The sequence below is a fragment of the Rhodanobacter sp. Root627 genome (genome assembly GCF_001427835.1).
Lineage (GTDB): Bacteria > Pseudomonadota > Gammaproteobacteria > Xanthomonadales > Rhodanobacteraceae > Rhodanobacter > Rhodanobacter ginsenosidimutans.
Genome location: NZ_LMGW01000001.1, coordinates 196573 through 219928, shown reverse-complemented (window position 1 = coordinate 219928; position 23356 = coordinate 196573). Strand labels below are relative to the sequence as shown.

The 23356-nt window shown below is 66.3% G+C and carries 26 protein-coding genes; 13 read left to right on the top strand and 13 right to left on the bottom strand.

The features are described from left to right. Positions 1-74: 74 nt before the first annotated feature. A complete protein-coding gene (locus tag ASD68_RS16410) occupies positions 75-953 on the bottom strand; it encodes a histone H1-like repetitive region-containing protein (RefSeq protein WP_235578659.1) in 879 nt (292 codons plus the stop codon). A 99-nt stretch (positions 954-1052) separates the two neighbouring features. Further along, complete coding sequence (locus ASD68_RS01090; RefSeq protein WP_056602613.1) at positions 1053-1658, bottom strand: rhomboid family intramembrane serine protease; 606 nt, start codon at positions 1656-1658, stop codon at positions 1053-1055. 153 nt (positions 1659-1811) lie between these two features. Here ASD68_RS01090 and ASD68_RS01085 point away from each other — a divergent pair, with 153 nt between their 5' ends. Then, entirely contained in the window at positions 1812-2750 is a 939-nt protein-coding gene (locus ASD68_RS01085; RefSeq protein WP_056604960.1) for a PhzF family phenazine biosynthesis protein, read from the top strand. 120 nt (positions 2751-2870) lie between these two features. On the opposite strand, the gene ASD68_RS01080 is transcribed toward ASD68_RS01085, so the two are convergent. Both ASD68_RS01080 and ASD68_RS01075 read right to left on the bottom strand, forming a co-directional pair. Continuing rightward, positions 2871-3761: an NAD(P)-dependent oxidoreductase gene (locus ASD68_RS01080; protein WP_056602611.1), complete on the bottom strand. Its 891-nt coding sequence runs from the start codon at positions 3759-3761 to the stop codon at positions 2871-2873. Between the two features lie 70 nt (positions 3762-3831). Beyond that, positions 3832-5025 carry an NAD(P)/FAD-dependent oxidoreductase gene (locus tag ASD68_RS01075; protein ID WP_056602609.1) on the bottom strand — a complete coding sequence of 398 codons (1194 nt, stop codon included), beginning with the start codon at positions 5023-5025 and terminating at the stop codon, positions 3832-3834. Between the two features lie 96 nt (positions 5026-5121). Here ASD68_RS01075 and ASD68_RS01070 point away from each other — a divergent pair, with 96 nt between their 5' ends. Beyond that, positions 5122-5604: a YajQ family cyclic di-GMP-binding protein gene (locus ASD68_RS01070; protein ID WP_056602607.1), complete on the top strand. Its 483-nt coding sequence runs from the start codon at positions 5122-5124 to the stop codon at positions 5602-5604. Positions 5605-5615: 11 nt separating this feature from the next. Here ASD68_RS01070 and ASD68_RS01065 read toward each other — a convergent pair whose 3' ends face one another. Both ASD68_RS01065 and ASD68_RS01060 read right to left on the bottom strand, forming a co-directional pair. Next, positions 5616-6311 (bottom strand): DUF1345 domain-containing protein, encoded by a 696-nt coding sequence (locus ASD68_RS01065; RefSeq protein ID WP_056077762.1) that lies wholly within the window; start codon positions 6309-6311, stop codon positions 5616-5618. Between the two features lie 8 nt (positions 6312-6319). Beyond that, positions 6320-6595, bottom strand: a complete 276-nt coding sequence (locus ASD68_RS01060) for a GNAT family N-acetyltransferase (protein ID WP_056602605.1) — start codon at positions 6593-6595, stop codon at positions 6320-6322. A 127-nt stretch (positions 6596-6722) separates the two neighbouring features. Here ASD68_RS01060 and ASD68_RS01055 point away from each other — a divergent pair, with 127 nt between their 5' ends. Beyond that, positions 6723-7154 carry an OsmC family protein gene (locus ASD68_RS01055; protein ID WP_304437672.1) on the top strand — a complete coding sequence of 144 codons (432 nt, stop codon included), beginning with the start codon at positions 6723-6725 and terminating at the stop codon, positions 7152-7154. A 144-nt stretch (positions 7155-7298) separates the two neighbouring features. On the opposite strand, the gene ASD68_RS01050 is transcribed toward ASD68_RS01055, so the two are convergent. Beyond that, positions 7299-8384, bottom strand: a complete 1086-nt coding sequence (locus ASD68_RS01050; RefSeq protein ID WP_056077753.1) for a 3-deoxy-7-phosphoheptulonate synthase — start codon at positions 8382-8384, stop codon at positions 7299-7301. 284 nt (positions 8385-8668) lie between these two features. Between ASD68_RS01050 and ASD68_RS01045 the strand changes: the two genes are divergently transcribed. The 4 genes from ASD68_RS01045 to trxC all read left to right on the top strand — a co-directional run bounded on the left by ASD68_RS01045 (position 8669) and on the right by trxC (position 12292). Next, positions 8669-10543 (top strand): 3'-5' exonuclease, encoded by a 1875-nt coding sequence (locus ASD68_RS01045; protein ID WP_082545906.1) that lies wholly within the window; start codon positions 8669-8671, stop codon positions 10541-10543. A gap of 126 nt (positions 10544-10669) precedes the next feature. After that, positions 10670-10810 (top strand): hypothetical protein, encoded by a 141-nt coding sequence (locus ASD68_RS17075; protein WP_200945308.1) that lies wholly within the window; start codon positions 10670-10672, stop codon positions 10808-10810. 52 nt (positions 10811-10862) lie between these two features. Then, the gene (locus ASD68_RS01040) at positions 10863-11768 is read left to right on the top strand and encodes a hypothetical protein (RefSeq protein WP_056602599.1); all 906 of its coding nucleotides are present in this window, start codon (positions 10863-10865) and stop codon (positions 11766-11768) included. An 83-nt stretch (positions 11769-11851) separates the two neighbouring features. After that, on the top strand, positions 11852-12292 hold the full coding sequence (trxC, locus tag ASD68_RS01035; protein WP_056077742.1) for a thioredoxin TrxC: 441 nt from the start codon (positions 11852-11854) through the stop codon (positions 12290-12292). Here the strand turns inward: trxC and ASD68_RS01030 are convergent, their stop codons facing one another. Continuing rightward, positions 12293-13198, bottom strand: coding sequence for a LysR substrate-binding domain-containing protein (locus ASD68_RS01030; protein WP_056602597.1), 906 nt, complete (start codon positions 13196-13198; stop codon positions 12293-12295). A gap of 38 nt (positions 13199-13236) precedes the next feature. On the opposite strand from ASD68_RS01030, the gene ASD68_RS01025 reads away from it, so the two are divergent. The 4 genes from ASD68_RS01025 to ASD68_RS01010 all read left to right on the top strand — a co-directional run bounded on the left by ASD68_RS01025 (position 13237) and on the right by ASD68_RS01010 (position 16006). Further along, positions 13237-13890 (top strand): LysE family translocator, encoded by a 654-nt coding sequence (locus ASD68_RS01025; RefSeq protein WP_235578597.1) that lies wholly within the window; start codon positions 13237-13239, stop codon positions 13888-13890. 17 nt (positions 13891-13907) lie between these two features. Beyond that, complete coding sequence (locus tag ASD68_RS01020) at positions 13908-14525, top strand: NADPH-dependent FMN reductase (RefSeq protein ID WP_056602593.1); 618 nt, start codon at positions 13908-13910, stop codon at positions 14523-14525. A gap of 293 nt (positions 14526-14818) precedes the next feature. Continuing rightward, complete coding sequence (locus tag ASD68_RS01015) at positions 14819-15583, top strand: SH3 domain-containing protein (protein ID WP_056602591.1); 765 nt, start codon at positions 14819-14821, stop codon at positions 15581-15583. 90 nt (positions 15584-15673) lie between these two features. Continuing rightward, positions 15674-16006, top strand: coding sequence for a YkgJ family cysteine cluster protein (locus tag ASD68_RS01010; RefSeq protein ID WP_056077728.1), 333 nt, complete (start codon positions 15674-15676; stop codon positions 16004-16006). Between the two features lie 35 nt (positions 16007-16041). Here ASD68_RS01010 and egtD read toward each other — a convergent pair whose 3' ends face one another. The 5 genes from egtD to ASD68_RS00985 all read right to left on the bottom strand — a co-directional run bounded on the left by egtD (position 16042) and on the right by ASD68_RS00985 (position 21712). After that, entirely contained in the window at positions 16042-17031 is a 990-nt protein-coding gene (gene egtD / locus ASD68_RS01005) for an L-histidine N(alpha)-methyltransferase (RefSeq protein ID WP_082545904.1), read from the bottom strand. Continuing rightward, positions 17028-18242: an ergothioneine biosynthesis protein EgtB gene (gene egtB, locus ASD68_RS01000; RefSeq protein ID WP_056604954.1), complete on the bottom strand. Its 1215-nt coding sequence runs from the start codon at positions 18240-18242 to the stop codon at positions 17028-17030. The genes egtD and egtB overlap by 4 nt, the downstream gene beginning before the upstream one ends. 274 nt (positions 18243-18516) lie before the next feature. Further along, complete coding sequence (locus ASD68_RS00995) at positions 18517-18939, bottom strand: hypothetical protein (protein WP_056602589.1); 423 nt, start codon at positions 18937-18939, stop codon at positions 18517-18519. 62 nt (positions 18940-19001) lie between these two features. Continuing rightward, the gene (rlmKL, locus tag ASD68_RS00990; protein WP_056602587.1) at positions 19002-21188 is read right to left on the bottom strand and encodes a bifunctional 23S rRNA (guanine(2069)-N(7))-methyltransferase RlmK/23S rRNA (guanine(2445)-N(2))-methyltransferase RlmL; all 2187 of its coding nucleotides are present in this window, start codon (positions 21186-21188) and stop codon (positions 19002-19004) included. After that, a complete protein-coding gene (locus tag ASD68_RS00985; protein WP_056604951.1) occupies positions 21185-21712 on the bottom strand; it encodes an alpha/beta fold hydrolase in 528 nt (175 codons plus the stop codon). Before ASD68_RS00985 ends, rlmKL begins: the two co-directional genes overlap by 4 nt. An 81-nt stretch (positions 21713-21793) precedes the next feature. On the opposite strand from ASD68_RS00985, the gene ASD68_RS00980 reads away from it, so the two are divergent. Both ASD68_RS00980 and ASD68_RS00975 read left to right on the top strand, forming a co-directional pair. Then, the gene (locus tag ASD68_RS00980; protein WP_056602585.1) at positions 21794-22351 is read left to right on the top strand and encodes an N-acetylmuramoyl-L-alanine amidase; all 558 of its coding nucleotides are present in this window, start codon (positions 21794-21796) and stop codon (positions 22349-22351) included. A gap of 84 nt (positions 22352-22435) precedes the next feature. After that, positions 22436-23302 (top strand): acyl-CoA thioesterase II, encoded by an 867-nt coding sequence (locus ASD68_RS00975; protein ID WP_056077716.1) that lies wholly within the window; start codon positions 22436-22438, stop codon positions 23300-23302. Positions 23303-23356: the final 54 nt, after the last annotated feature.

The following is a 23356-nucleotide window of genomic DNA, read 5'->3' as shown; positions in this document are numbered from 1 at the left end:
TTGAACCCGTACTGAGCCGCGGGATGTACGACGCTGCCGCACTCCCGCTTGCCTGGCGCCTCGTTGCGAAACCTTCAGCTTTTGCGCTTGCCCAGATCATTGCGTGGCGCCGGCAGCGTATGGCTGTCGGCGACATCGCCGTTGCTGGCCATCTCGCCGGATACGGGTGGATGCATGCCCGCGTTGCCGCCATGCGATTGCGGGTCGGCGTCAGGCCAGCTGGGCCCCTGGCGTACGCGCTCGTGCTTTACCTCCAGCAAGGCCTGGATGTGCGCCACCGCCTCCTCGGGAGTGATGTGCTGCACCGGAACCTCGACCGTAAGCTCCGACTTGGCCACCGGCTTGGGCTGCGGCGCAGCTTTCTTCACCGCGGAGCGTTGATCGGCGACTTTCCGGGTGGTCGACTTGCGCGGCGCGGCTTTCGCCGGCGCGGCTGCCTTGGTGGTGGGCTTGCGAACGGCGGCCTTTTTGGTTGCCGTTTTCTTGGCCGCGGGACGCTTTGCCGCGGCCCGTTTCGCTGCAGCCTTCCGGGTTTCAGCCTGCCGAGTCGCGCTGAGTTGCGCGCCAGTCTTTTTCACCACCGCTTTCTTGACGACGGATTTCTTCGCGATGGCCTTCTTCGCGACGGTCTTCTTCACAACGGCTTTCTTGGCGACAACTTTCTTCGCTGCCGCCTTCTTCGCCACGACCTTCTTCGCAGCCGCCTTTCTGGCCGTCGGCTTCTTGGCTACAGCCTTCTTCGAGGCGGCTTTCCTGACCGGGCTCTTCTTTGCCACCGACTTCTTCACGGCGGATTTCTTTGCCGCCGAACGCGGCGTGGCCGCGCCACCTGCGGCCGACTTGCGCGGCGCGGGCTTGCGGCTGGCGCTGCCTGCAGCTGCCTTCGAGGCCGCCTTCTTTTTGGTAGGTGTCGTCTTTGCCGCGGACTTCTTCGCAGCCGACTTGCGTGTCATAGCCATGCGTGGGTTCTCCTGCGGGTGATCGATAGGACCGCAGCCAGTATGCACGCCCACGCCGTGACAGGCATCTGAAGTCGCAGCTGCCGTTCACCCTCAGAACGAGGGATGGACCAGCTGGTTGAGGAAATACGGCAGCACGCGACCATCCATCAGCAAGGTGAATATCACGCCGTACGCTGCGCCCCACAGGTGCGCACTGTGATTGACGTTGTCCTGCCCGCGGCGATCCATGTAGATGGAATACGCGGTGTACAGCACGGCGTAGACAATCGCCGGCATCGGCACCACCAGCACGATAATGCGTTGCCAGGGCGCCAGCAGGATGAAGGCGAACAGCACCGCCGACACCGCGCCGGATGCGCCAAGGCTGCGGTAATTCGGATCGTTGCGGTGCTTCAGGTAGGTCGGCAGGATCGAGAACACCAACCCGCCGATATAGAACAGCACGAAACCGAAACTGCCCAGTTTTTGGGCAAAAAAGCCTTCCATCACCCGCCCGAAGAAGAACAGCGTGAACATGTTGAACAGCAGGTGGCCGAAATCCGCGTGCACCAGGCCGTAGGTCACCAGGCGGTAGTACTCGCGCTGGCGAGCGATGGCCGGCGGCCACAGGATCAGGTCGTTCATCAGGCGCGGGTTCCTGAACGCAAGGTACGAAACCACGCAGGTGATGGCGATGATGATCAGGGTAATCGGCATGAAAGTGTCCGGTACGAGGGAACAAAGCCGGCATCTTGGCGACAGCCGCGCCGCTTGTCGAATGGGGCCAGGCCGGCCGCGCACCACCCGCCTCGCTGTCGCGCGGCGCCGGGCATGGTTATGATGCGCGATGGTTTACCGGCGGTCGATACGATGAGTGTTTTGCGTTACCTGCATATGGACGTCTTTGCGGCCACACCCGGCGGCGGCAACCACCTGGGCGTGGTGATCGGCGCGGACGACTGGAGCGCCGAGGAGATGCAGCGCTTCGCGCGCTGGACGGCGCTGGTCGAAACCACCTTCCTGCTGCCCCCGACCGAACCGAACGCCAGCTACCGCGTGCGCATTTTCATGCCGCACAAGGAGATCCCGTTCGCCGGCCATCCCAGCATCGGCAGCGCCCATGCCGTACTGGCCTGCGGGGTCGCGCAACCGCGCGATGGAGTGCTGTGGCAGGAATGCGGCGCCGGCGTGCTGCCGATCCGGGTCGAGGGCCACGACGCCGAGCGTGAGCTGCTGTTGCAGTCGCCGCCCTCGCGGATCGTGGCCACCGGCCACGAGGCACATCCCCTGCTGGCATCGACGCTGGCCGGCGTCGAGCCGGGCGCATTGCCACCTGCCCTGATCGACGGTGGCCGCCGCTGGTGGCTGACCGAGCTGGCCGACGAGGCGAGCCTGCGCGCATGGCAACCCGACCACGCCGCGATCGGCGCATTGGCCCAGGCCAGCGACAGCATGGGCCTGTGCGTTTTCGCACGCAGCATGCACGCTGATTACCAACTGGCAGTACGTGCCTTCCCTGCCGGCGTGGGCGTGGTGGAAGACCCCGCTTCCGGCGCCGCCAACGGCCTGATCGCCGCCTACATTGCCCACGCCGAACCGCACGGTTTGCTGTCACATGGATATCGCGTCAGCCAAGGGCGCGAAGTGGGCCACGATGCGCGCCTGGTGGCGCGGATCGACGGCACGGCCACGTGGATCGGCGGGCGCAGTCACACGGTGGTGGACGGCAGCCTGGACTGGATCACTCGCGACGTGTCCGCGGCGCATGTCGTGAAGGCATCAGCGGAGTTGCTTGCCGGGCTGGGTTGAGAAGCCGGCGTCATCGTGTTCTCCGGTGGGGCCAGGAGCACCCTCATCCACCCTGTCGGGCACCTTCTCCCGCAAGCGGGAGAAGGGAGACTTCGCGGGACGGTCTCACGCCCGGATGGATCAGCCTCGCTCGCCTTCGTCGAGATGCGCGCGGCGGGCGGCCACCAGCGACAGTGCCGACCAGTCCAACTCGGCGTCGCCGCCCGCCAGGGCCTCCAGCAGGCTGTCGCGTAGCACGCCGGCGAACGGCAACGGTACGCGGGCGGTTTCTCCCGCCGCCAGCGCCAGCCCCACGTCCTTCAGGCCCAGCGGCAGGGTGAAGCCGGCGGGTTTGAAGCGCTGTTCGGCAATCAGCTTGCCGTAGCCCTGGTAGGCCGGCGCGGCGAACAGGGTCTGGGTCATCACGTCCAGGAAATCGGCGGCGCTGACGCCGTGGGCGCGGGTCAGCGCGGTGGCCTCGGCCATGCTCTCGATCGCCGCGGCCAGCATGAAGTTGCCGGCGATCTTGGCCACGGTGGCGCGTTGCGGCGCCTCACCCAACGGCCACAGGCGGGCGGCCATCGCCTCCAGCACCGGCCGCACCCGCTCCACCGCCGTGGTCTTGCCGGCGACCAGCATGTTCAGCTGTGCCGCGGCGGCCACATCCGGACGGCCAAACACTGGCGCGGCGACATAACCGAGTCCGCGCTTTTCATGCTCAGCCGCAAGCTCTTCGGCCAGCGCCACCGAGATGGTGGCGTGGTTCACATGTACCGTGCCGGCATCCATCGCATCGAGCAGGCCGCTGTCGAGAAACACCTCGCGCACCGCTGCGTCATTGGCCAGCATGCTGCACAGCACCTCGCCCTGGGCGGCGCGATCGGCCGTTCGCGCCGCCTTGGCGCCCAGCGACACCAGCGGCTCGGTGGCCTCGGGCGTGCGGTTCCACACCGTCAACGCATGCCCGGCGGCCAGCAGATTGCTGGCCATGGCGCTGCCCATCGCGCCCAATCCGATAAATCCGACTTTCATGAAGCGTCCTCGACAAGCATGGCCGCGCAGTGAACCACGGCCGGCGTTCAGCCCATGCGAAAGCTGCGGGCTACACCACCGCGCCGGCCGCCTGCCCCGACGCCCACGCCCACTGGAAGTTGTAGCCGCCCAGCCAGCCGGTCACGTCCACCACTTCGCCGATGAAATAAAGCCCCGGCACCCGCTTCGACTGCATCGTGCTGGATGACAGGCCGTCGGTATCGACGCCGCCCAGAGTCACCTCGGCGGTGCGATAACCTTCCGTGCCGCTGGCGGTGATCGGCCAGTTGGCCAGTTGCGCGCCGATGCCGGCCAGCTCGGCCTCGCGGTATTGGCGCATGGGGCGGCTTTCGAACCATTGCTCGCACAATCGTTGCGCCAGCCGCTTGGGCAACACGTCGGCCAGCACGGTTTTCAGCTCTGCCGCGGGGCGTGCCGCGCGCTGTCCGACCAGCCAGGTGCCGAGGTCCTGGTCCGGCGCGAGATCGATGCGCAAATCATCACCCGGCTTCCAGTACGAGGAGATCTGCAGGATCGACGGACCGCTGATGCCGCGATGGGTGAACAGCAGGCCCGCGCGAAACGCCTGCTTGCCCACCCGCGTCTCCACCGCCGGCAGCGCCACACCGGCGAGATCCTGGTAATGATCCTGGTGCTTGCCGCTCAAGGTCAGCGGCACCAGCCCGGCGCGCGTGGGCAAGACCTCATGGCCGAACTGGCGCGCCAGCTCATAGCCGAAACCGCTGGCGCCCATGCTGGGAATCGACAGGCCGCCGCAGGCGACCACCAGCGACTCGGCGTGCACTTCGCCGTGCGCCGTCGTGGCGCTGAAACCGTGCGCCATCTTGCGGACGCGCTGCACGGGGCAATCCACTTCGATGGTGGCGCCCGCGGCGGCGCATTCGTCCAGCAACATGCGCACGATCTGCTTCGACGACTCGTCGCAAAACAGCTGGCCCAGCTCCTTCTCGTGATAGGCGATGCGGTGCTTTTCCACCAGCGCGATGAAGTCGGCCGGCGTGTAGCGCGCCAGCGCCGATTTCGCGAAATGTGGATTCGCCGAGAGGTAGTTGGACGGCCCGGCACCGGTATTGGTGAAATTGCAGCGACCGCCGCCGGACATCAGGATCTTCTTGCCGACCTTGTTGGCGTGATCGACCACCAGCACCCGACGGCCGCGCTGACCCGCGGCGATCGCGCACATCAGCCCGGCGGCGCCCGCCCCCACGACCAGCACGTCGACATTGCGCACATCCCATTTCATCCGGCCATCGCCCGTCACCCGTTTTGCAGAACGCGGCATTATCCCTCAGCGGCCAGCTGCTCTTACACTGAACGACCGTTCCCAGGAGTTGCCGCCATGCCTTCGTTTGACGTGATTTCCGAAGTCGACAAACACGAATTGACCAACGCGGTCGACCAGGCCAACCGCGAACTCGCTACCCGCTTCGACTTCAAGGGCACGGAAGCCATCTATACGCTGGACGACTACACCATCACCCAAGCCGCGCCCAGCGAGTTCCAGCTGCAGCAGATGCTGGACATCCTGCGTGGTCGGCTGGTGGCGCGGAAGATCGACATCCGCGCGCTGGACGTGGCCGAACCGGAAACCAACCTGGGCGGCTCACGGCAGAAGATCACCGTAAAGCAGGGCATCGAGCAGCCGGTGGCGAAAAAGCTGGTGGCCGCGCTGAAGGCGGCCAAGCTCAAGGTCGAGGCGCAGATCAACGGCGACAAGCTGCGCGTCAGCGGCAAGAAGCGCGACGACCTGCAGCAGGCGATGGCGGTGCTGCGCAGCGCCGAGGTGGAGCTGCCGCTGCAGTTCGACAATTTCCGTGATTGATCAGCCGGCCCTCAGGCCTGGCTCGCCATGATGTTCACGCTCACCGCGATGATGAACATGTTGAAGAAGAACGCGATCACGCCGTGCAGCAACACCATTCGGCGCAGGTAGCGGCTGGTGACCTGCACGTCGGACACCTGGAACGTCATGCCGATGACGGTGGCGAAATAGGCAAAGTCCCAGTAATCCGGTTCCTTGTTGCCGGGAAAATCCAGGCCCTCGTGCTCCTCGCCGTAATCGCCGTAGAAGCCGTGCGCGTAATGCAGCGCGAACAGCGTGTTCATGAACAGCCAGCTGAGCACGATGCTGACGGCCGCAATGACCAACGCAAGCCATCCGCCGGCTTTGCCCATCTCGAGTTCGGTACCCAGCGCCACCATCACCACCGCCGACAGCGCCACCCCGCTCCACAAGATGCCCCAGCGACCAGCGTCCTGGGAACGCGCGCGTTCACGCATCTCGTCCTGGGTGGCGCGGCCGAACTGCCGCAACTGGGCGGCGAAGAAAACCAGCGCGCCCACATCGAACCCCACCAGCAACGCCGGCGCCGGGTGCAGCCCGAAAAGAACCAGGCCCCCGCAGACCAGCACCATCAACCCGCCGCCCACCGCCAGCGACGGTCGGGTGCGCAGCACGTTCCAGGGCCACCAGCCGCCGGCCGATGCCAGGCGTTCGCCGCCCCGCTCGCGTTTCGCGCGACGGACCATGACGCCGATCAGGCCAGCAGGTCGGCCGCTTCCGGATGCCGTTTCATCCAGGCGGCCGCATAGGAACACGAGGGCTTGATCTTCCAGCCTTCGTCACGCGCCGCGTCGGTGGCGGCCTTCATCAGCGCTGATGCAATGCCGCGGCCTTCCACGGCGCTGGGCACGCCGGTGTGGTGAATGTTCATCACCCCGCCGGTCAGGGTGTAATCGATGGCGCAAACGGCACCGTCGACGGTGGTTTCAAAACGGTGGCCTGTGCGATCGTGCGTGATTTCCAGATCCATGACGGACTCCACTGACGGAAGTCCAGCATAAGCCGCATTCGGGACAAACGCGCGTGAACAGCTGCCTTCTTCGCGCCGCTTGAATGAACACCCCGGCACACTGGCGATTCCCCCTCAGTCTGGAGACATCGCCATGAAGAAATCCGCATCGGCCAACTGGATCGGTGGCTTGAAGGATGGCCAGGGCACCATTTCCACCGAGACCGGCGTACTGCGTGAGGCACCGTTCGGTTTCAAATCCCGCTTCGAGGACGGCCCCGGCACGAACCCGGAGGAACTGATCGGTGCCGCCCACGCGGGTTGCTTCTCGATGGCGCTGTCGCTGGAACTGGGCAAGGCGGGCCTCACCGCCGACCGCATCGAAACCGACGCAGTGGTGACACTGGACAAGGACGGCGACGGCTTCGCCATCACCGCCGTGCACCTGACCTGCAAGGCCAAGGTGCCGGGCGCCGATGCGGCCACGTTCGAAAAGATCGCGCAGGCGACCAAGGAGGGGTGCCCGGTGTCGAAAGTGCTCAACGCCGAGATAACGCTGGACGCCAGCCTGCAGGGTTGAACATCCCGTTCGCTCCCCCGCTTGCGGGGGAGCTGCCCGAAGAGCTGAGGGGGCGCTTTGCGTTGCGCGGAGCAACACCAAGAGCCCCTCTTCCGCCCTTCGGGCACCTTCTCCCGCGAGCGGGAGAAGGGAGAAAGCGGTGGTTCAGGCAGCTACGGTCGCCGCCGTCGTCGCTACCGCTTCCCGGCGTCGACGCACCGCTTGATCCAGCCGCTCCAGCACCTGCAATGAGCTGTCCCAGTCGATGCAGCCGTCGGTCATGCTCTGGCCGTAGACCAGCGGCTGGCCGGGGACGGGGTCCTGCCGGCCACCCAGCAGGTGGCTTTCCACCATCACGCCGATGATGCGCTGTTCGCCGGCTTCGAGTTGCGTGGCGATGTCGTCGATCACGCGCGGCTGGTTTTCAGGCTTCTTGGAACTGTTGGCGTGGCTGGCGTCGATCATCACCCGCGCAGCAAGGCCGGCCTTGCCGATCACGGCGCAGGCCGATTCCACGCTGGCCGCGTCGTAGTTCGGCTGGCGGCCGCCGCGCAGGATCACGTGGCAATCCTCGTTGCCGGCGGTAGCGGCGATGGCGGCGCGGCCTTCCTTGGTCACGGCCATGAAATGATGCGGCTGCGAGGCGGCCTGCACCGCATCCACCGCGATCTTCACGTCGCCGCCGGTGCCGTTCTTGAAACCCACTGGGCAGGACAGGCCGGAGGCCAGTTCGCGATGCACCTGGCTTTCGGTGGTGCGCGCACCGATCGCGCCCCACGCCACCAGATCCACGATGTACTGCGGCGAGATCATGTCCAGGAATTCGCAACCGGCCGGCAGGCCCAGGTTGTTGATGTCGTGCAACACGCGCCGCGCCAGCCGCAGGCCCTTGTCTATGCGGAAGCTGCCATCGAGATCCGGGTCGTTGATCAGCCCCTTCCAGCCCACCGTGGTTCGCGGCTTCTCAAAATACACCCGCATCACGATTTCCAGCGTGTCGGCGTAGCGCTCGCGCTGCGCCATCAGCCGGCCGGCGTATTCCAGCGCGGCGCGCGGGTCGTGGATGGAGCACGGGCCGATCACCACCACCAGCCGGTCGTCCGCGCCGCCGATGATGCGGTGCAGGGCCGCGCGCGAGGCGGACACGGTTTCGGTGGCCGCTTCGCTGGCGGGGCAATCCTCGATCACCTCGGCGGGCGTGCTGAGCTGGGTAAGGCTGCGAATGCGCAAATCGTCGGTGGGCTGGGACACGGTGGCGGTTCCTTCGGTTGGGTGCCAGCGACGGCCATAAAAAAAGCCGCCGGTGGTAGCTGGCGGCTTTTCGGGAATGATCTTCAGGACTTCAAGATGATCGCGACTGTGCCTCCGCCAGCAATTTCGGATAGGTATAAAACCAAAAGTACTGGTGGGCGTGGGCACGATTCATGGCCGCTACAAATAGCACATCATTTTTGATCGTGCAACGCACCATGGCGCACGTTGACACGCTGTGCTGATCGGCTAACGTCCCGTGATCGGCTTTTTCAGGGACCTACGTGGCCACGCTCATTCCCACCCGCAACGGCTGCCTGCCGCGCATGACCGGCGGCGAGAAGCGTTTCTCCGAGCGGCTGGAACAGAAGCTCGAGGATGATTACCTGCTGTGGTACGACGTTCCGGTCGGGCTGAAGCAGCTGCGCCCGGATTTCATGGTGTTCCATCCGCGCCGCGGCCTGCTGGTGCTGGAGGTGAAGGACTGGAAGCCGGCCACCATCCAGCACGCCGACAAGACCCAGTTCACCCTGCTCACCGGGCGCGGGCTGGTGAAGGAGAACAACCCGCTGCTGCAGGCGCGTGGCTATGCCACCGAGGTCTACATGCAGTTGCAGAAGGACCCGGCCCTGCGCCAACCGCAGGAGGGCCATCACGCCGGCAAGCTGGTGATGCCGTGGGCCTATGGCGTGGTGCTCGCCAACATCAGCCGCCGGCAGTTCATCGACGGCCAGCTCGATGCGGTGATCCCCGCGCATCTGGCCATCTGCCAGGACGAGATCTACGACAGCGTGGAGGTGGAGGATTTCCAGGAACGCCTGTGGGCGATGTTTCCCTACATCTTCCCCACCGCACTGACCCTGCCGCAGATCGACCGGGTGCGCTGGCACCTGTTTCCGGAAATCCGCGTGGCCTCGGGCGAAGGCCAGTTCGGCCTGTTCGACCGCGCGGACGCGCCGGCACCGAAGCCGCTGGAAATCCCCGACCTGATCCGGGTGATGGACGCGCAGCAGGAGCAACTGGCGCGCTCGCTGGGCGACGAGCACCGCATCATCCACGGCGTGGCCGGCTCCGGCAAAACCATGATCCTGGGCTTTCGCGCCATGCAGCTGGCGCGCGAGCTGTCGCGGCCAATCCTGGTGCTTTGCTACAACAAGACGCTGGCCGCGCGGCTGGACCAGTTGATCGGCGAGCGCGGCCTGGGCGAGAAGGTGCAGGTCTACAACTTCCACAAGTGGTGCCACAAGATGCTCACGGCCTACCACGTGGAACCGCCGGCCAAGGGCAGCCGCGATTTCTTTGCGCAGATGGTGCAGCGGGTGATCGATGGCGTCGACCAGGAGCGCATCCCACGCTTCCAGTACGGCGCCGTGCTGATCGACGAAGGCCACGATTTCGAGCCGGACTGGTACAAGCTGATCGTGCAGATGATCGATCCCAGCACCAACTCGCTACTGGTGCTGTACGACGATGCGCAGAACATCAACGGCCGCACCGACCGGCGCAAATTCACCTGGAAAAGCCTCGGCGTGCAGGCGCGTGGACGCACCACCATCCTCAAGCTCAATTACCGCAACACGCTGGAAATCCTCTCCGTGGCGCGCAGCTTCGCCAGCGAACTGCTGCTGGCACACGACGGCGACGATGACGGCGTGCCGCTGATCGCACCGGAAAGCGCGGGGCGGCGCGGCGCCGTACCCGAGTTGATCCGGGTGGACGACGACACCGATGAAGTCGGCGTGGTGATCGCGCAAATTCGCGACGAACAGGCGCGCGGCCGCGCCCTGGACGACATCGCCGTGCTGTACCAGCACGACCGCCAGGGCCGCGCTCTTCGCGATGCGCTGCAGGCGGGCGGCATCGCCTGCAAACTGGCCAACGGCGATGGCAAATCCACGCTGTTCCTGGTGAAGGACAGCGTGAAGATCGTCAGCATGCATTCCAGCAAGGGACTGGAATTTCCGCTGGTGATCATCCCCGGCCTCGGCGAGATGCCGGCGCCCGACGGCGACGAAGCGGCCGAGGCACGGCTGCTCTACGTGGCCATGACCCGCGCCACCGAACGCCTGCTGCTGATCCACCAGCACGACTCGGTTTTCAGCAAGCGCATCCGCGATTCGATCAACGAAGTCCAGGCGCAGCTGGACAGCGCCACCTGAACGCAACGCGGTTGCGCATCACGAGCCATCCACGCCTGCCGTAGCACTTTCCCCTGGTGCATCACCGCGCCGCCGCGGTGATGCGCCGCATCCATCCCGGATGCCATATCCACCAGGGAGAGCCGCATGAAAACATTGGTTGAGGCCTATCGCCGGGAGCTTGACCGGCAGAAGCAGAAAGGTGGCATCGGCTGGGTGCTGCTGTGGCTGCTGGGCATTCCCATCCCGGTGCTGATCGTGTTGTTCCTGTTGCGCGGTTGCACCTGATCCACGGCCGCGAAGGCATCTTCGATCCGATCACCCACCGCGGGAGAACGACATGGCACAAGTGGAAATCGAGCGCACGGAAATCGTGGAGCTGAGCCAGCCCTCGATGAACTGGGGCGCGATCATTGCCGGCTGGCTGGTCGCCGTCGGCGTCGCGTTTCTGATGTACGTGGGCGGACTGGCGATGGGCTTTTCTGCCTTCGACCCTTACGACGCTGAAGCGACGGCCAAGGGCATCGGCATCGGTACGGCGTTGTGGGTGATCGTCACCTGGATCGTGGCCTTGTTGCTTGGCGGCATGTTCGCCAGTTGGTTCGACAGCCGTGATGACCGGAACATGGGCGTCATGCACGGCATTACCGTCTGGGGCCTTTCGATTGCCGCGTCCGGATTGTTGCTGGCCCTGGGCATGGGCGGTGCCATCGGCAGCGGCGCCAGCATGATGGGCGGTGCCCGCCTGGGCGCGCATGCCCATGGCATGCCACACGGCGGCCAGCACACCGGGGCGGATGCCCGCGTGGCGTTGCAGGCGAAGCTGATGCAACGGGTGCGGCAAGCCGGTGGCGCGGCATCGGGCTCCATCTACGCGCCGACGACGGGAGGCATGGCCACGGCGCCGGTGCGACTGGATCCGCGTACGGCGAGCACGGCGACGATGGCCTTGATCGCCGACCAGCCCGATACCGCCAAGGCGTTGCTGGCGGCCAACACCAACCTGTCGCCGGCCGATATCGACAGCACCGTGCAAGGGCTTTCCGCCCCTGCGGCGCGTGCCCGCAGCGACATCAAGGCTGCCGCCGACAGCGCCGCGCATTACATGGCGATGGCCATGTGGGTGCTGTTCGCCAGCCTGTTGCTTTCGCTGATTGCCGCGGCCATCGGCGGCAGCCTGGGTGCCGGCCACGTCCATCGGGTCTACCATGATCGCCGATACGCCCGCGGCGTGCCGTCACGCTGAATGAGTCGTCGGCCGTCGCTTCCACCGAAGCGGCGGCTGACCGGACATGCAGCGGTTCGCGCGCAGGTTGCCATGGAGTCAGCATGAGCACGATCGATCTTCCCTGCCCACATTGCCACGCGCTCAACCGCGTGCCAGCCGCCCGTATCGGTGAGGCGCCGCGCTGCGGCCGCTGCAAGGAGGCGTTGTTCCCAGGCCATCCGCTTGAATTGACCACGGCCAACTTCGACGCGCTGGCGGCGCGCGGCGACGTGCCCGTGGTGGTGGATTTCTGGGCACCGTGGTGCGGCCCCTGCCTGGGTTTCGCGCCCGTATTCGCCAACGCTGCCAGCCAGTGGGAGCCACGTGCACGCCTGGCCAAGCTGGACACCGAGGCGCAGCCGCAACTGGCGCAACGCTTCAATGTCCGCAGCATTCCCACCCTGATCGTGTTCCGACGTGGCCGCGAGATCGCGCGGCAATCCGGCGCACTGAGCGCCGCGCAGTTGCAGCAGTTCATCGAAGGGGCGCTGGCACGCGGCTGATCAGCGCGCCGGTCGGCGCGACCCCGCCGCCTGCCAATGCAGCCAGTCGATCACGGCGGCTACCGCCGCACGCGGCTTTGCCTGCGGCCGCACGATCCAATAGGACGGCCCCAACGGCACCTCGAGTTCGCCGAATGGCCGCAACAAGCTGCCACCCGCCACGTCATCCGCGGCCAGCCGGTGACGTGCCAGCGCCACACCCTGCCCCTGCGCCGCCGCGCGCAGGACGAGATCGGACGAGGTGTAGCGCGCACCACCCTGCAAGGCGAGCCGGGCCGGGCCATGGATTCGTCGCCAGGATTCCCAGGCCGCTTGCGGGTCGCGATCATGCAGCAGGCGCAGGCCGGCCAGCTGCGCAGGTTTCGATGGGCGACCGGATGCCTGCCACAACGTCGGGCTGATCACCGGGTAGAGCGCATCGTCCATCAATGGCTCCACGTGCAGGGCCGGCCATGGCCCCTGGCCCATGCGTATGGCCAGGTCGACGCGGCCATCGTCCATGGCGTCCAGGCGCTGCTCCACCTGCACGGACAACTCCAGTTTGGGGTGCGATTTTTCCAGCGCAGGCAGCCGCGGAAGCAACCAGCGGATCGCAAACGAGGGCGAGGTGGACAGCGTCACCGCGTGGGCCGGCCGGCTTTCCCGCAGCACGGCCACGGCCTGCGCAATCTCTCCCAGGCCCGCCAGCGTGGCGCGACCCAGCGCCTCGCCCTGCGGTGTGAAAGCCGGAGCGCCGCGTCCTGCCTCGGCGCGCAGCAACGGCACACCCAGCCAACGATCGAGTTCGCCCAGATGGCGGCTCACCGAGGAATGGGCGATGCCCAACTCGCGCGCCGCAGCACGCACGCCACCGTGCGCATAGACCAAGGCGAAAGCACGCAAGGCATTCAGGGGAAGGTCTTTCATGGTCGAAATTCTAGACCATAAGGATCGCGGCACGCTCCATGGCAGGGCTTGACCATTCACATCTTCGACCATTGCTCCAGGTGTTGACGCACATGAATCACCTGTTCGCCCTGGCCGGCCTGCTCGGCGTCGCCGCGATCACGCCAGGCCCCAACAATCTCGTGGTGCTGCGCGCTGCCATGCAGGCCGGCCTGCGCGGTGCATTGCCGGCCATTGCCGGTGTCGTGCTCGGAGGGCTGTTGTTGCTCGCCGTGATCGCGTTCGGTGCAGGCGGCTTGTTCACGGCATATCCATCGTTTCAGCGCTGGGCCGGGATGGCAGGTGCGCTGTATCTGAGCTGGCTCGGTGCCGCGCTGTTCGTCCGCGCGGTCGCGACGGGCAGCGAGGATTCCACCTTCGGACACGGTCTTCCCATCAGCACATTCGGGCTGATCGGTTTCCAGTTTCTCAACCCGAAAAGCTGGGTGATGGTGCTGACGGCGCTGGCGACGTGGCCTGCCACCGGCTTGCGGGGACACCTGCCACTGGCCGGTTTGTTCGTGCTGATTCCAACCCTTTGCCTGTTGCTGTGGGCCGTATTCGGCGCATGGCTGGCGCGCTGGCTGGCTCGGCCGGTCGTTCGTCGCAGCGTCGATGCCGTCATGGGCGCCCTGTTGGTGGCCTGCGCGGTTTTCCTGATTCCCCTGAACTGACTTGCAAGGAGACACCCATGCCCACGCTCAGCCAACCCCGATCGATACTGTGCCTGGCTGGCAGTTTGCGCCGCGCCTCGTGGAACCGCCGCCTGCTGCACGCCGCTACCTTCATGGCGCCACCGACATTGCGATTGGACGTGTTCGACGCGCTGTCGTCGGTGCCGCTGTTCGATGAGGATGTGGAACAGCGTGAGCCGGCCGGTCCCGCCGGCGTGCAGACCTTGCGCGCGGCCATTGCCGCTGCGGACGGGCTGATCATCGCCACGCCCGAATACAACCATGCCATGCCAGGCGTGCTGAAAAACGCACTGGACTGGCTTTCCCGCGAAGCCCCGGAGGGCGAAGTGCTGCTGGAAAAACCGATCGCCGTGCTCGGCGCGAGCGGCGGCCCGTGGGGCACGCGTCTGGCCCAGGCCTCGTTGCGACAGGTACTGCACGCCTGCGGGGCCTTGGTGATGCCCACACCCACGGTATTTGTGGCGAACGCCACCACCCGTTTCGACGACAGGGGCATCCTGACTGACCCGACCACCGCCCAGTCGCTGCAACGATTCCTGCTGGCATTCGAACACTGGCTGCTCCGTGTGGTCCCGTCCGCCAGCGAGGCACAACCTGCCGGGGCAATGCCGTGAGCGACCGGCTTGTGCACACGCTGCCCCGCCGCCCGCAACCTGACTGATTCCCTTCCCGACGGGTCGACACGCGGTACACCACACGTCCGCTGGCACGTTCAACCATCTGTGTACCGGGCATCAGCGCGCTGATGGCAACATGACGCCACTCACGTCATGAAATAGCCGGCCATCAACGCGCGCTGCTCGCGATTTGGGCGAAAGTCGGCACGATGTGTCACGCCGGAGTTTTGCGTTGCTCACCACGGGATGCCGGCAGTTGTCCGGTGCCACGTACAACACGGAGACCGCTCATGAAACGTCTGCGCTGGATCAGCCTCGCCCTGCTGCTGGTTGCACCGTTGTGGGCGCAGGCGTCGGACGGGTTTGTCACCGCCAACGTCAATCTGCGCGCGGGGCCGGATGTCGACTACCCCTGGATAGCCACGATCCCCGCGGGCAGCCGCGTGTCTATCCAGGGGTGCACGGATGGCTGGGGCTGGTGTGACGTGATTGCGTTCGGCAACCGCGGCTGGATGGTGGGCGATTACCTGCGCTACGACTACGACAACCGCCGCGTGCTGCTGCCCGAGTACGGTGCGCGCATCGGCATTCCCATCGTGACTTTCGTGATCGGCAATTACTGGGGCAGTTACTACCGCGAACGCCCGTTCTACCGGCATCGCAGCTACTGGTACCAGCGCCCGATCCGGCACCGGCCACCACCGCGTCGCATCTACCACCCGCCGGCCAGGCCGCGTCCGCCGCACTACAACCGGCCGCGGCATTGGCAGTCACCGCCGCCGGTGCATCGCCCCTCGCCACCGCGGCGATCGGACGGGCCCACGCAACATCGTGAGCGCCATGACCGTGGTCACTCCTTCACATCGACGCCGCCGCGACGCTCGTCGAGCTTCCGGCCCTCCACGACGGTACGTCCGGCGCAGAACATCAATCGCGCGTCGACACCGGCGCGGGCTGACCGCCAGCCACGCCGCGCCCCGTCCACCCATACCGGCCACCACCGTGGCGACAAGTCGTCGGCGGACGGCAAGCGGGAACGTCGCAATCGCGACTGAGGCGATGGCCGGCCGCGCATACGGCAGCCGGGACGGCATGCGCAGACGCCCGGTTCACGTTCAAGCCGCGTGACCCGGTCATACTGTGGTGTGACCAAGTCCCCCGACAGCTACGCGGAAAGTGTGGATCCCACCGTGCATTGCACGTCGTGCGAGGCTGTGTGTTGCCGGCTCACCGTCGTGCTGATGCCCGACGATCATGTCCCCGACTGGCTGATCGAGCACGACGACCATGGCATGGAAACCCTGGCCAAGGGTGAGGACGGCTGGTGCGCCGCGCTCGATCCGCTGACCATGCGGTGCACCATCTACGCCGACCGTCCCGGGATCTGCCGCAAGTACGCCATGGGCAGCCCCAGCTGTCGCGAGGAGCGGCGCAAATGGTACGGAAACACGCTGCCCACGCCGGTCGTACTGAGCTAGCGCGGGCGCGCCATCGCGAGATTGACGATTCGGTGTTAGCGCGCGACCGTGCTGGCACGCACCAGATACTGCACGCTGAACATCTTCTTCGCGTCCATCCACACCTGTTCGACGGCCAGCCCGGCGCGAGCAGCCATGGCCGCGAAATCCTCGACCGAATACTTGCAGCTGTATTCCACCTGGATCGCCTCGTCCTCGCGAAACGCCACGCTGGCCCGGCCGATCTTCACCTGCTGCGCGCAACGGCTCACGATGTGCGTCTCGATGCGCCCGGCCATCGGGTTGTAGTGCGCGCGGTGGGCAAACTGCGAGAGCACGAAATCACTGCCGATTTCGCGGTTGAGCCGCTCCAGCATGTTCAGGGTGAAAGCGGCAGTGACCCCGGCGCGGTCGTTGTACGCCGCCTCGATCACTGCGGGATCCTTCTTCAGATCCACACCCACCAGGACGCCGCCGGCGTCGCCCATTTCGTTGCGGATCTTGCGCAGCAACGCGACCGCTTCGCGGCTCTCGAAATTGCCGATGGTCGAGCCGGGGAAGTAGACCACGGTGCGACGCGGCGCCCGCGGCGGAATCGGCAAGCGCAGTGACTTGCTGAAATCCGCACACAATGGCTGCACCGGCAACGACGGAAACTCCCTGGCCAGGCGCTCCACGCTCTGCTGCAGCGGCTCCGGCGAAATTTCCACCGGCACGTAAGCCACCGGCGCGTGCATCTGCCGCAGCAACTGGCTGGTCTTGAGCGCGTTGCCGCTGCCGTACTCCACCAGCCGCACATCGCTGCCGAGGCTGTCGGCAATGCTGGCCGCGTGCTCGTCCATCAGCGCGATTTCGCGGCGGGTGAGGTAGTACTCCGGCTGCTCGCAGATCTGCTCGAACAACGCGGAGCCACGCTCGTCGTAAAACAGCCACGACGGCAGGCGCTTGGGTTTCAGGCCCAGCCCGCGTTGCGCAATCTCCAGCAAACCATTCATCGGTGGCTGGCGATCGTCATCCTCGATGCCGCAAGGTTGCATGGTGTTCATCGATCCTGTCCCAGTCGTAGCCCGGAAAACTGCCAGCGGGCATGAGGTGGAAAAAAGTTGCGGTAGCTGGCGCGCACGTGATCGCGCGGGGTCGCGCAGGACCCGCCACGCAACACCCACTGACCGCACATGAATTTGCCGTTGTATTCGCCCAGCGAACCGGGCAACGGGCGAAAGCCCGGATAGCTGATGTACGGCGACGCGGTCCATTCCCACACGTCGCCATACATCTGAAGCATGTCATCGCCGGGCTCGGCCGGCGCCGGATGCAGACGCCCGGTTTCCTGCAGGTTGCCGGCAACGCCAACCCGCGAAGCGGCCGATTCCCATTCGGCCTCGGTCGGCAGGCGGGCGCCGGCCCAGCGCGCGAACGCGTCCGCTTCGTAATAGCTCAAGTGGCACACCGGCGCGTGCGGCGACAGCGCCTGCATGCCGGCCAGGGTGAACTCGCGCGCCAGGTCGTCATCCCAATACAGCGGGTGCTGCCAACCCTCGCGCTGCACGGTGGCCCAGCCATCGGAAAGCCACAGCCCCGGTTCGCGATAACCACCTTCGCGCACGAACGCCAGGTACTCGGCGTTGGTCACCAGCCGATTGGCCAGCGCGTGCGGGTGCAGCAATTCGCGATGGCGCGGCGTTTCGTTGTCGAACGCAAAGCCTTCCGCGTCGTTGCCGGTTTCGACGATGCCTTCGCGCCCGGGGATGAAACGCTGGGGCACCGGCGCACCGGCGTCCGCCGCGGGTGCGGCGTGGTAGGCCGGGCGCAGGGGATTGCACGAGAACGCGTGCTTGATGTCGGTCAGCAGCAATTCCTGGTGCTGTTGTTCGTGCTGCAGGCCAAGTTCCACCAGCGTGGTCAGCTCGGCATCCGCGTGGCTTGCGAGCAGTTTGCCCACCGCGTCGTCGACGTAGCGCCGATACGCGAACACCTCTTCCAGCGACGGGCGCGACAGCAAGCCGCGCTGCGGCCGCGCGTGCATCGGGCCGACCGACTGGTAGTAGGAGTTGAACAGGTACAGCCACGCTTCGTTGCGCGGCTTCCAGGCCGGATCGCGGGCAAGCACGAACTGCTCGAAGAACCAGCTGGTGTGCGCGAGATGCCATTTGCCGGGGCTGGCATCGGCCATCGACTGAATTTGCAGGTCTTCGGCGGACAGTCCGGCACACAGATCCAGGGTGCGTTGGCGCACGCCGCGAAAGCGCGCAGCCATGTCGGCCAGTTCGACCGGCGATACCACCACCGTCACCGCTGTCCGTCCCGGGAAATGGCAACCGCCGCAACAGGAAAGCCGGGCGGCGCAGCGAAGAAGGGGGATCGATCCATGGGCGAAGGATGCCGCCCAACGCGTTCACTTTTTGTGACATGCGGCCACCGGCGGTGCTTCAGTATTCATCCGGGCGCGGACGGATGGCGCCACTGCGCGCCGTATCCCAAAAAAAGAAAAAGCCCGGACTGGCCGGGCTCGTTCTTCGCAATGTCGTGGTTCAATCGCCGTAGTAACCGTCGTCACGGATGTAGCGCGTGTTCGACGAATCGGTATAGACCGTGCGGGTCTCGACCACGCGACGGGTAACCACCGGCGCGCTCTCATAGATCACCGTGCGCGGCTGGCTGTACACCACCGGCTGTTCGTAATACGTGGGCCGCGTGGCGTCGTTGATCAGGCCGATCACCGCGCCGGTAACGATGGCGCCGGCGATCCAGCGGCCGCCGCTCCAGTGCCCGCCATGGTAGCCATGGCCGTAGCCGTGCCCGCCACGGTAGTAATGCCCGCTGTAATGACCGCCATGGTAGCCATGGTGACCACCATGCCCGCGCGCCGAAGCGCCCAGCGGCATGGCCACGGCAGCCAACACTGCCAGGCCGAGGGCCGCGAATTTGCCGGTAACGCCGAAACGCTTGGTCATGAGGTTTTCTCCGTTGTACGGCGTAATGCTCATCCGCGAACGCTTAATATGGACTGAAAGGTTCACTTTTTGATGCGCGCCGTATCCCAGGGGTTGATACCCGGGTCGGGCTTGCGTCGGCGCAGCAGCCAGCAACCGTGGATATCGGTCCGGCGGGCGAAGTCGAACGGGATGCTGGGCGCGGTCCAGTCCTCGATCTCGAAGTGTGTTTCCAGTGCCTCCCGGTCCAGCTTGAAGCGGCGGAAATTGTTGGAGAACACGATCACGCCGTCGCGGGTCAGCCGCTCGTTGCAGGCTTCGAGCAGCTTCACATGGTCGCGCTGCACGTCGAAATCCTCGGCGCGCTTGGAGTTGGAGAAGGTGGGCGGGTCAACGAAGATCAGCCCGTAATGGCCGCGGTCGCGCTGCAGGAAATCCAGCGCGTCGAACTGCATCAGCCGATGGCTGGCGCCGCTGAAACCGTTCAGCGCCAAGTTGCGCGACGCCCACTCCAGGTAGGTCGCCGACAAGTCCACGCTGGTGGTTTCCAGCGCACCGCCCGCCGCCGCGTGCACGCTGGCGGTAGCGGTATAGGCAAACAGGTTGAGGAAGCACTTGCCGTCGGCCAGTTCGCGCACCTTCGCCCGCACCATGCGATGGTCGAGGAACAGGCCGGTATCGAGGTAATCGGTGAGGTTGACCAGGAACTTCAGCCCATCCTCCTCCACCTCGATGAACTCGTTGCGCTGGTCGAGCTGGCCGTATTTGGAGCCGCCCTTGCCGCGCTCGCGGGTCTTGATCGCGATGCGTTCGCGCGGCACGCCCAGCACCTCGCCGGCCACGCGGGCGATCTCGCGCAAACGCAGGCGCGCCACATCGGGCGGCACGTCGGCAGGTGCGCGGTATTCCTGGATGTGCAGGTGATCGTCGCCGCTGGTGTCGCCGTAGACGTCGATCGCGGCGGCGTATTCGGGCAGGTCCTGGTCGTAGGCGCGCCAGCAATGGATGCCTTCGCGGTTCAGCCGCTTGCGCAGGTGCTTGACGTTTTTCTCCAGCCGATTCTTCAGCATCTGCGCGCCGGCCGACAATGGCTTGGGGTCGCGCGGCGCGGTGTCGCGGGGCTTGAGGTCGAACGTCAGCAACACGGTTTCCAGCGCGCCGTTATAAAGCACATAGCGCTTGTCCGCATGCAGTTGCATCGCCCGGCCCAGCTCCACGTCGCCGGCCAGCACGGCGCCGCGCCAGCCGTTGAAATGGGCACGCAGCGTTTCGCCCAGGGCGCGGTACAGCTTCGGCATCTCGGTGCGGTCGCCAAGCCGTTCGCCATACGGCGGGTTGGTGATCACCAGGCCCGACGTGAGGCCCGCGGGCGGCCTGGCGTGGGTCACGTCAAGCCGGTCCAGGGTGAAGAACCCGGCGACGCCCGCTTCCTGCGCATTGCGTTTGGCCGTCTGGATCATGCGCGGGTCGGCGTCGCTGCCGAAGAACTCGCTGCGCAAGGCGCGCAGGCCCGTTTCGGCGCGCTGGCGTGCTTCGTCCAGCAGGCCGCGCCACAGCGCAATGTCGTGTTGTTGCCAGCCCAGGAAACCGAAATACTCGCGACGCAGGCCAGGCGCCACGTCGGCCGCCATCAAGGCGCCTTCGATCAGCAAGGTGCCGGAACCGCACATGGGGTCGAGCAGTGCGCCGCCGGCGGCATAGATTTCCGGCCAGCGCGCGCGCAACAGCATCGCGGCGGCCAGGTTTTCCTTCAGCGGCGCCTCGCCCTGCAGTTCGCGCCAACCGCGACGATGCAGCGGCGAGCCGGCCAGATCCAGCGACAACGTGGCGCGATCGCGGCGCAGCCGCACGTTGATGCGGATGTCCGGCTCATCGGTGTCGATGCCGGGCCGGGTGCCATCGCGCTGGCGGAACTGGTCGACCACCGCATCCTTCACCCGCAGCCCCACGAATTGACTGTGGTTGAGCTTGCTCAGCGCGGTACCCGCATCCACGGCGAAGGTGCCGTGCGCGGCCAGGTGCTGGCTCCAGTCGATCTGCTGCGCACCGCGGTAAAGCGCATCCTCGTCGGCCGCATCGAACTCGGCCAGCGGCACCAGGATGCGGCTGGCCAGGCGCGACCACAGGCAGGCGCGGTAGGCGGTTTCCAGCGTGCCGGAAAAATGCGAACCGGCCAGCGTCTCGCGCACGTCGCTGGCGCCCAGCGCGATCAGCTCATCGCGCAGCAGGTATTCCAGCCCCTTGGGGCAGGTGGCGAAATAGGCGCTCATGCGGTGGCCGCCACGGTATCGAGCAGCAGGCGGAATTGCGCCGCGATGGCCGGCATGCTGGCGCCCAGGCGGTGGTCGTCGTCCAGCATCAGCAACGGCAGCCGGCTGGTGGCGGCAAACGCCTGCACATCGCCTGCGGGGCAGACTTCATCGCGCCAGCCATGAATCAGCATCGTGGGCACGTCGCGGCGCATATCCAGCGCGTGCGCGTAACCGGGGATCGCCGGCGGCGTGGCCAGCAGCAGCAAACCGGCCACCGGCACCGCCAGCGATGCCAGCGCGGAAGCGAATGCGCCCATGCTGGAACCGACCAATACGGGGGGCGCGTCCAATGCCTCGATCGCCGCCCGCAGACGGGAGATGCGTGGTGCGACCGAACCGGCGTGGCCGTGCGCGTCATCGGCGCCGTAATCGGGTCGCTGGGTATGCCAGCCCAACGATTCGGCCAGCGCGGCAAGCGCGCTGACCTTGGTGGCATCCGGGCTGGAATCGGAACCATGCGAAAGTATGACGTGGCCGCGCATGGCGGGCTCCTGAAACGCGGAATGCAAGGCGCGCATGGTAACAGGCGGCGTTTGCGGCCGGCCGCATGCGAAACTGCCGCCATGAACCTGAGCATCCATGAGCAGCCGCTGCCTTACATCGACCTGCTGCCCGCGCGGGCCGCCGACGCGATCGATCTGGTGGTGATCCACTGCACCGAACTGCCCGACCTTGCGATGGCCCGCGAGTACGGCGAGCGCGTGCTGCACGCCAGCGGCACGGGCAACAGCGGCCATTACTACATCGACCGCGACGGCGCGATCTACCGCTATGTGCCGGGTGATCGCGTGGCCCACCATGTGCGCGGCCACAACGAGCACTCGATCGGCATCGAGCTGGTCAACCGGGGGCGCTATCCCGACTGGTGGGATTCGCGGCGGCAGGCCATGACCGAGCCCTACCCCGTCGTTCAGCTCGACGCCTTGCGCGCACTGCTGGCGCAGTTGCGTGCGGCGTTCCCCAACCTCAAGCGGATCGCCGGCCACGAGGATCTGGATACGGCGATGATGCCCGCGACCGACGATCCCGCGCTGGAAATCCACCGCAAGCTCGATCCGGGGCCGATGTTCCCGTGGGACGTGGTGCTGTGGGATGGCGCGCTGGAGCGGTGGCACGGTTGATCCGCCGTCCCAGGCCTCTCCGCGCCGCCGCCGAAACCCCTTTCCGTATAATCGGCGGTTTCGCCGCGCAACAGGTCTCCCCCGATGGCCCCGAACCACGTCACCGAACTGGTTGAATTGCTGCAACTGGAGCGGTTGGAGGACAACCTGTTCCGCGGCCAGAGTCGCGACATCGGCACCCGCTTCGTTTTCGGCGGGCAGGTGCTGGGCCAGGCGCTGGCGGCGGCGCAGCAGACGGTGGACGTGGCGCGCGAGGCGCACTCGCTGCATGCGTATTTCCTGCGCGCCGGCGACATCGAGGCGCCCATCGTCTACAACGTGGAGCGCACCCGCGACGGCGGCACGTTCTCGTCGCGGCGGGTGGTCGCGATCCAGCACGGCCAGCCGATCCTGAACGGGTCGATCTCGTTCCAGTTGCCCGAACGCGGCGTGGAGCACCAGACCACGATGCCCGAAGTGCCCGCGCCCGAGGACGTGGAGCCGCTGCATCCGCTGCCGCCCGATGAGCTGGAACGCCTGCCAGTAAAGCTGCAGCGCTGGCTGGGCATCGATGGCCCGTTCGAGTTTCGCCAGGTGTGGCCGCGCGATGAGCGCCACCCGGCCAAGCGGCCGCCGATCCAGCACATCTGGTTCAAGCTCACCTCGCCGATCGACGACGCGGCCATCCTGCATCGTGCGCTGCTGGCGTACGCCTCGGATTTCCATCTGATCGGCACCGCCACGCTGCCGCACGGCATTTCCTACCTCACCCACAACGTGCAGATGGCCAGCCTCGACCATGCGCTGTGGTTCCATCGCCCGTTCCGCGTCGACGAATGGCTGCTCTACTCGTTCGACAGCCCCACCGCCCAGGGCGGGCGCGGGCTGGCGCGCGGGCAGATCTTCAGCCGCGATGGCACCCTGGTGGCGTCGACCGCGCAGGAAGGCCTGATCCGGCTTCGGGCGGAGTAAATGCCTCCGACATTTGGGCGCGCGGCTTGTTTTCAGCGGCCTGCTAGACTGCCC

What these genes read in the sequence shown, in the direction of transcription:
- ASD68_RS01040 (WP_056602599.1), top strand. Translation starts at nt 10,863, where the DNA reads ATGGCACAAGTGGAAATCGAGCGCACGGAAATCGTGGAGCTGAGCCAG.
- egtD (WP_082545904.1), bottom strand. Translation starts at nt 17,031, where the DNA reads ATGAACACCATGCAACCTTGCGGCATCGAGGATGACGATCGCCAGCCA.
- ASD68_RS00985 (WP_056604951.1), bottom strand. Translation starts at nt 21,712, where the DNA reads ATGCGCGGCCACGTCATACTTTCGCATGGTTCCGATTCCAGCCCGGAT.
- ASD68_RS01060 (WP_056602605.1), bottom strand. Translation starts at nt 6,595, where the DNA reads ATGGATCTGGAAATCACGCACGATCGCACAGGCCACCGTTTTGAAACC.
- ASD68_RS01025 (WP_235578597.1), top strand. Translation starts at nt 13,237, where the DNA reads ATGGCAGGGCTTGACCATTCACATCTTCGACCATTGCTCCAGGTGTTG.
- ASD68_RS01070 (WP_056602607.1), top strand. Translation starts at nt 5,122, where the DNA reads ATGCCTTCGTTTGACGTGATTTCCGAAGTCGACAAACACGAATTGACC.
- trxC (WP_056077742.1), top strand. Translation starts at nt 11,852, where the DNA reads ATGAGCACGATCGATCTTCCCTGCCCACATTGCCACGCGCTCAACCGC.
- ASD68_RS01020 (WP_056602593.1), top strand. Translation starts at nt 13,908, where the DNA reads ATGCCCACGCTCAGCCAACCCCGATCGATACTGTGCCTGGCTGGCAGT.
- ASD68_RS16410 (WP_235578659.1), bottom strand. Translation starts at nt 953, where the DNA reads ATGACACGCAAGTCGGCTGCGAAGAAGTCCGCGGCAAAGACGACACCT.
- ASD68_RS01080 (WP_056602611.1), bottom strand. Translation starts at nt 3,761, where the DNA reads ATGAAAGTCGGATTTATCGGATTGGGCGCGATGGGCAGCGCCATGGCC.
- ASD68_RS01075 (WP_056602609.1), bottom strand. Translation starts at nt 5,025, where the DNA reads ATGAAATGGGATGTGCGCAATGTCGACGTGCTGGTCGTGGGGGCGGGC.
- ASD68_RS17075 (WP_200945308.1), top strand. Translation starts at nt 10,670, where the DNA reads ATGAAAACATTGGTTGAGGCCTATCGCCGGGAGCTTGACCGGCAGAAG.
- ASD68_RS01085 (WP_056604960.1), top strand. Translation starts at nt 1,812, where the DNA reads ATGAGTGTTTTGCGTTACCTGCATATGGACGTCTTTGCGGCCACACCC.
- rlmKL (WP_056602587.1), bottom strand. Translation starts at nt 21,188, where the DNA reads ATGAGCGCCTATTTCGCCACCTGCCCCAAGGGGCTGGAATACCTGCTG.
- ASD68_RS00995 (WP_056602589.1), bottom strand. Translation starts at nt 18,939, where the DNA reads ATGACCAAGCGTTTCGGCGTTACCGGCAAATTCGCGGCCCTCGGCCTG.
- ASD68_RS00980 (WP_056602585.1), top strand. Translation starts at nt 21,794, where the DNA reads ATGAACCTGAGCATCCATGAGCAGCCGCTGCCTTACATCGACCTGCTG.
- egtB (WP_056604954.1), bottom strand. Translation starts at nt 18,242, where the DNA reads ATGGCTGCGCGCTTTCGCGGCGTGCGCCAACGCACCCTGGATCTGTGT.
- ASD68_RS01030 (WP_056602597.1), bottom strand. Translation starts at nt 13,198, where the DNA reads ATGAAAGACCTTCCCCTGAATGCCTTGCGTGCTTTCGCCTTGGTCTAT.
- ASD68_RS01015 (WP_056602591.1), top strand. Translation starts at nt 14,819, where the DNA reads ATGAAACGTCTGCGCTGGATCAGCCTCGCCCTGCTGCTGGTTGCACCG.
- ASD68_RS01065 (WP_056077762.1), bottom strand. Translation starts at nt 6,311, where the DNA reads ATGGTCCGTCGCGCGAAACGCGAGCGGGGCGGCGAACGCCTGGCATCG.
- ASD68_RS01090 (WP_056602613.1), bottom strand. Translation starts at nt 1,658, where the DNA reads ATGCCGATTACCCTGATCATCATCGCCATCACCTGCGTGGTTTCGTAC.
- ASD68_RS00975 (WP_056077716.1), top strand. Translation starts at nt 22,436, where the DNA reads ATGGCCCCGAACCACGTCACCGAACTGGTTGAATTGCTGCAACTGGAG.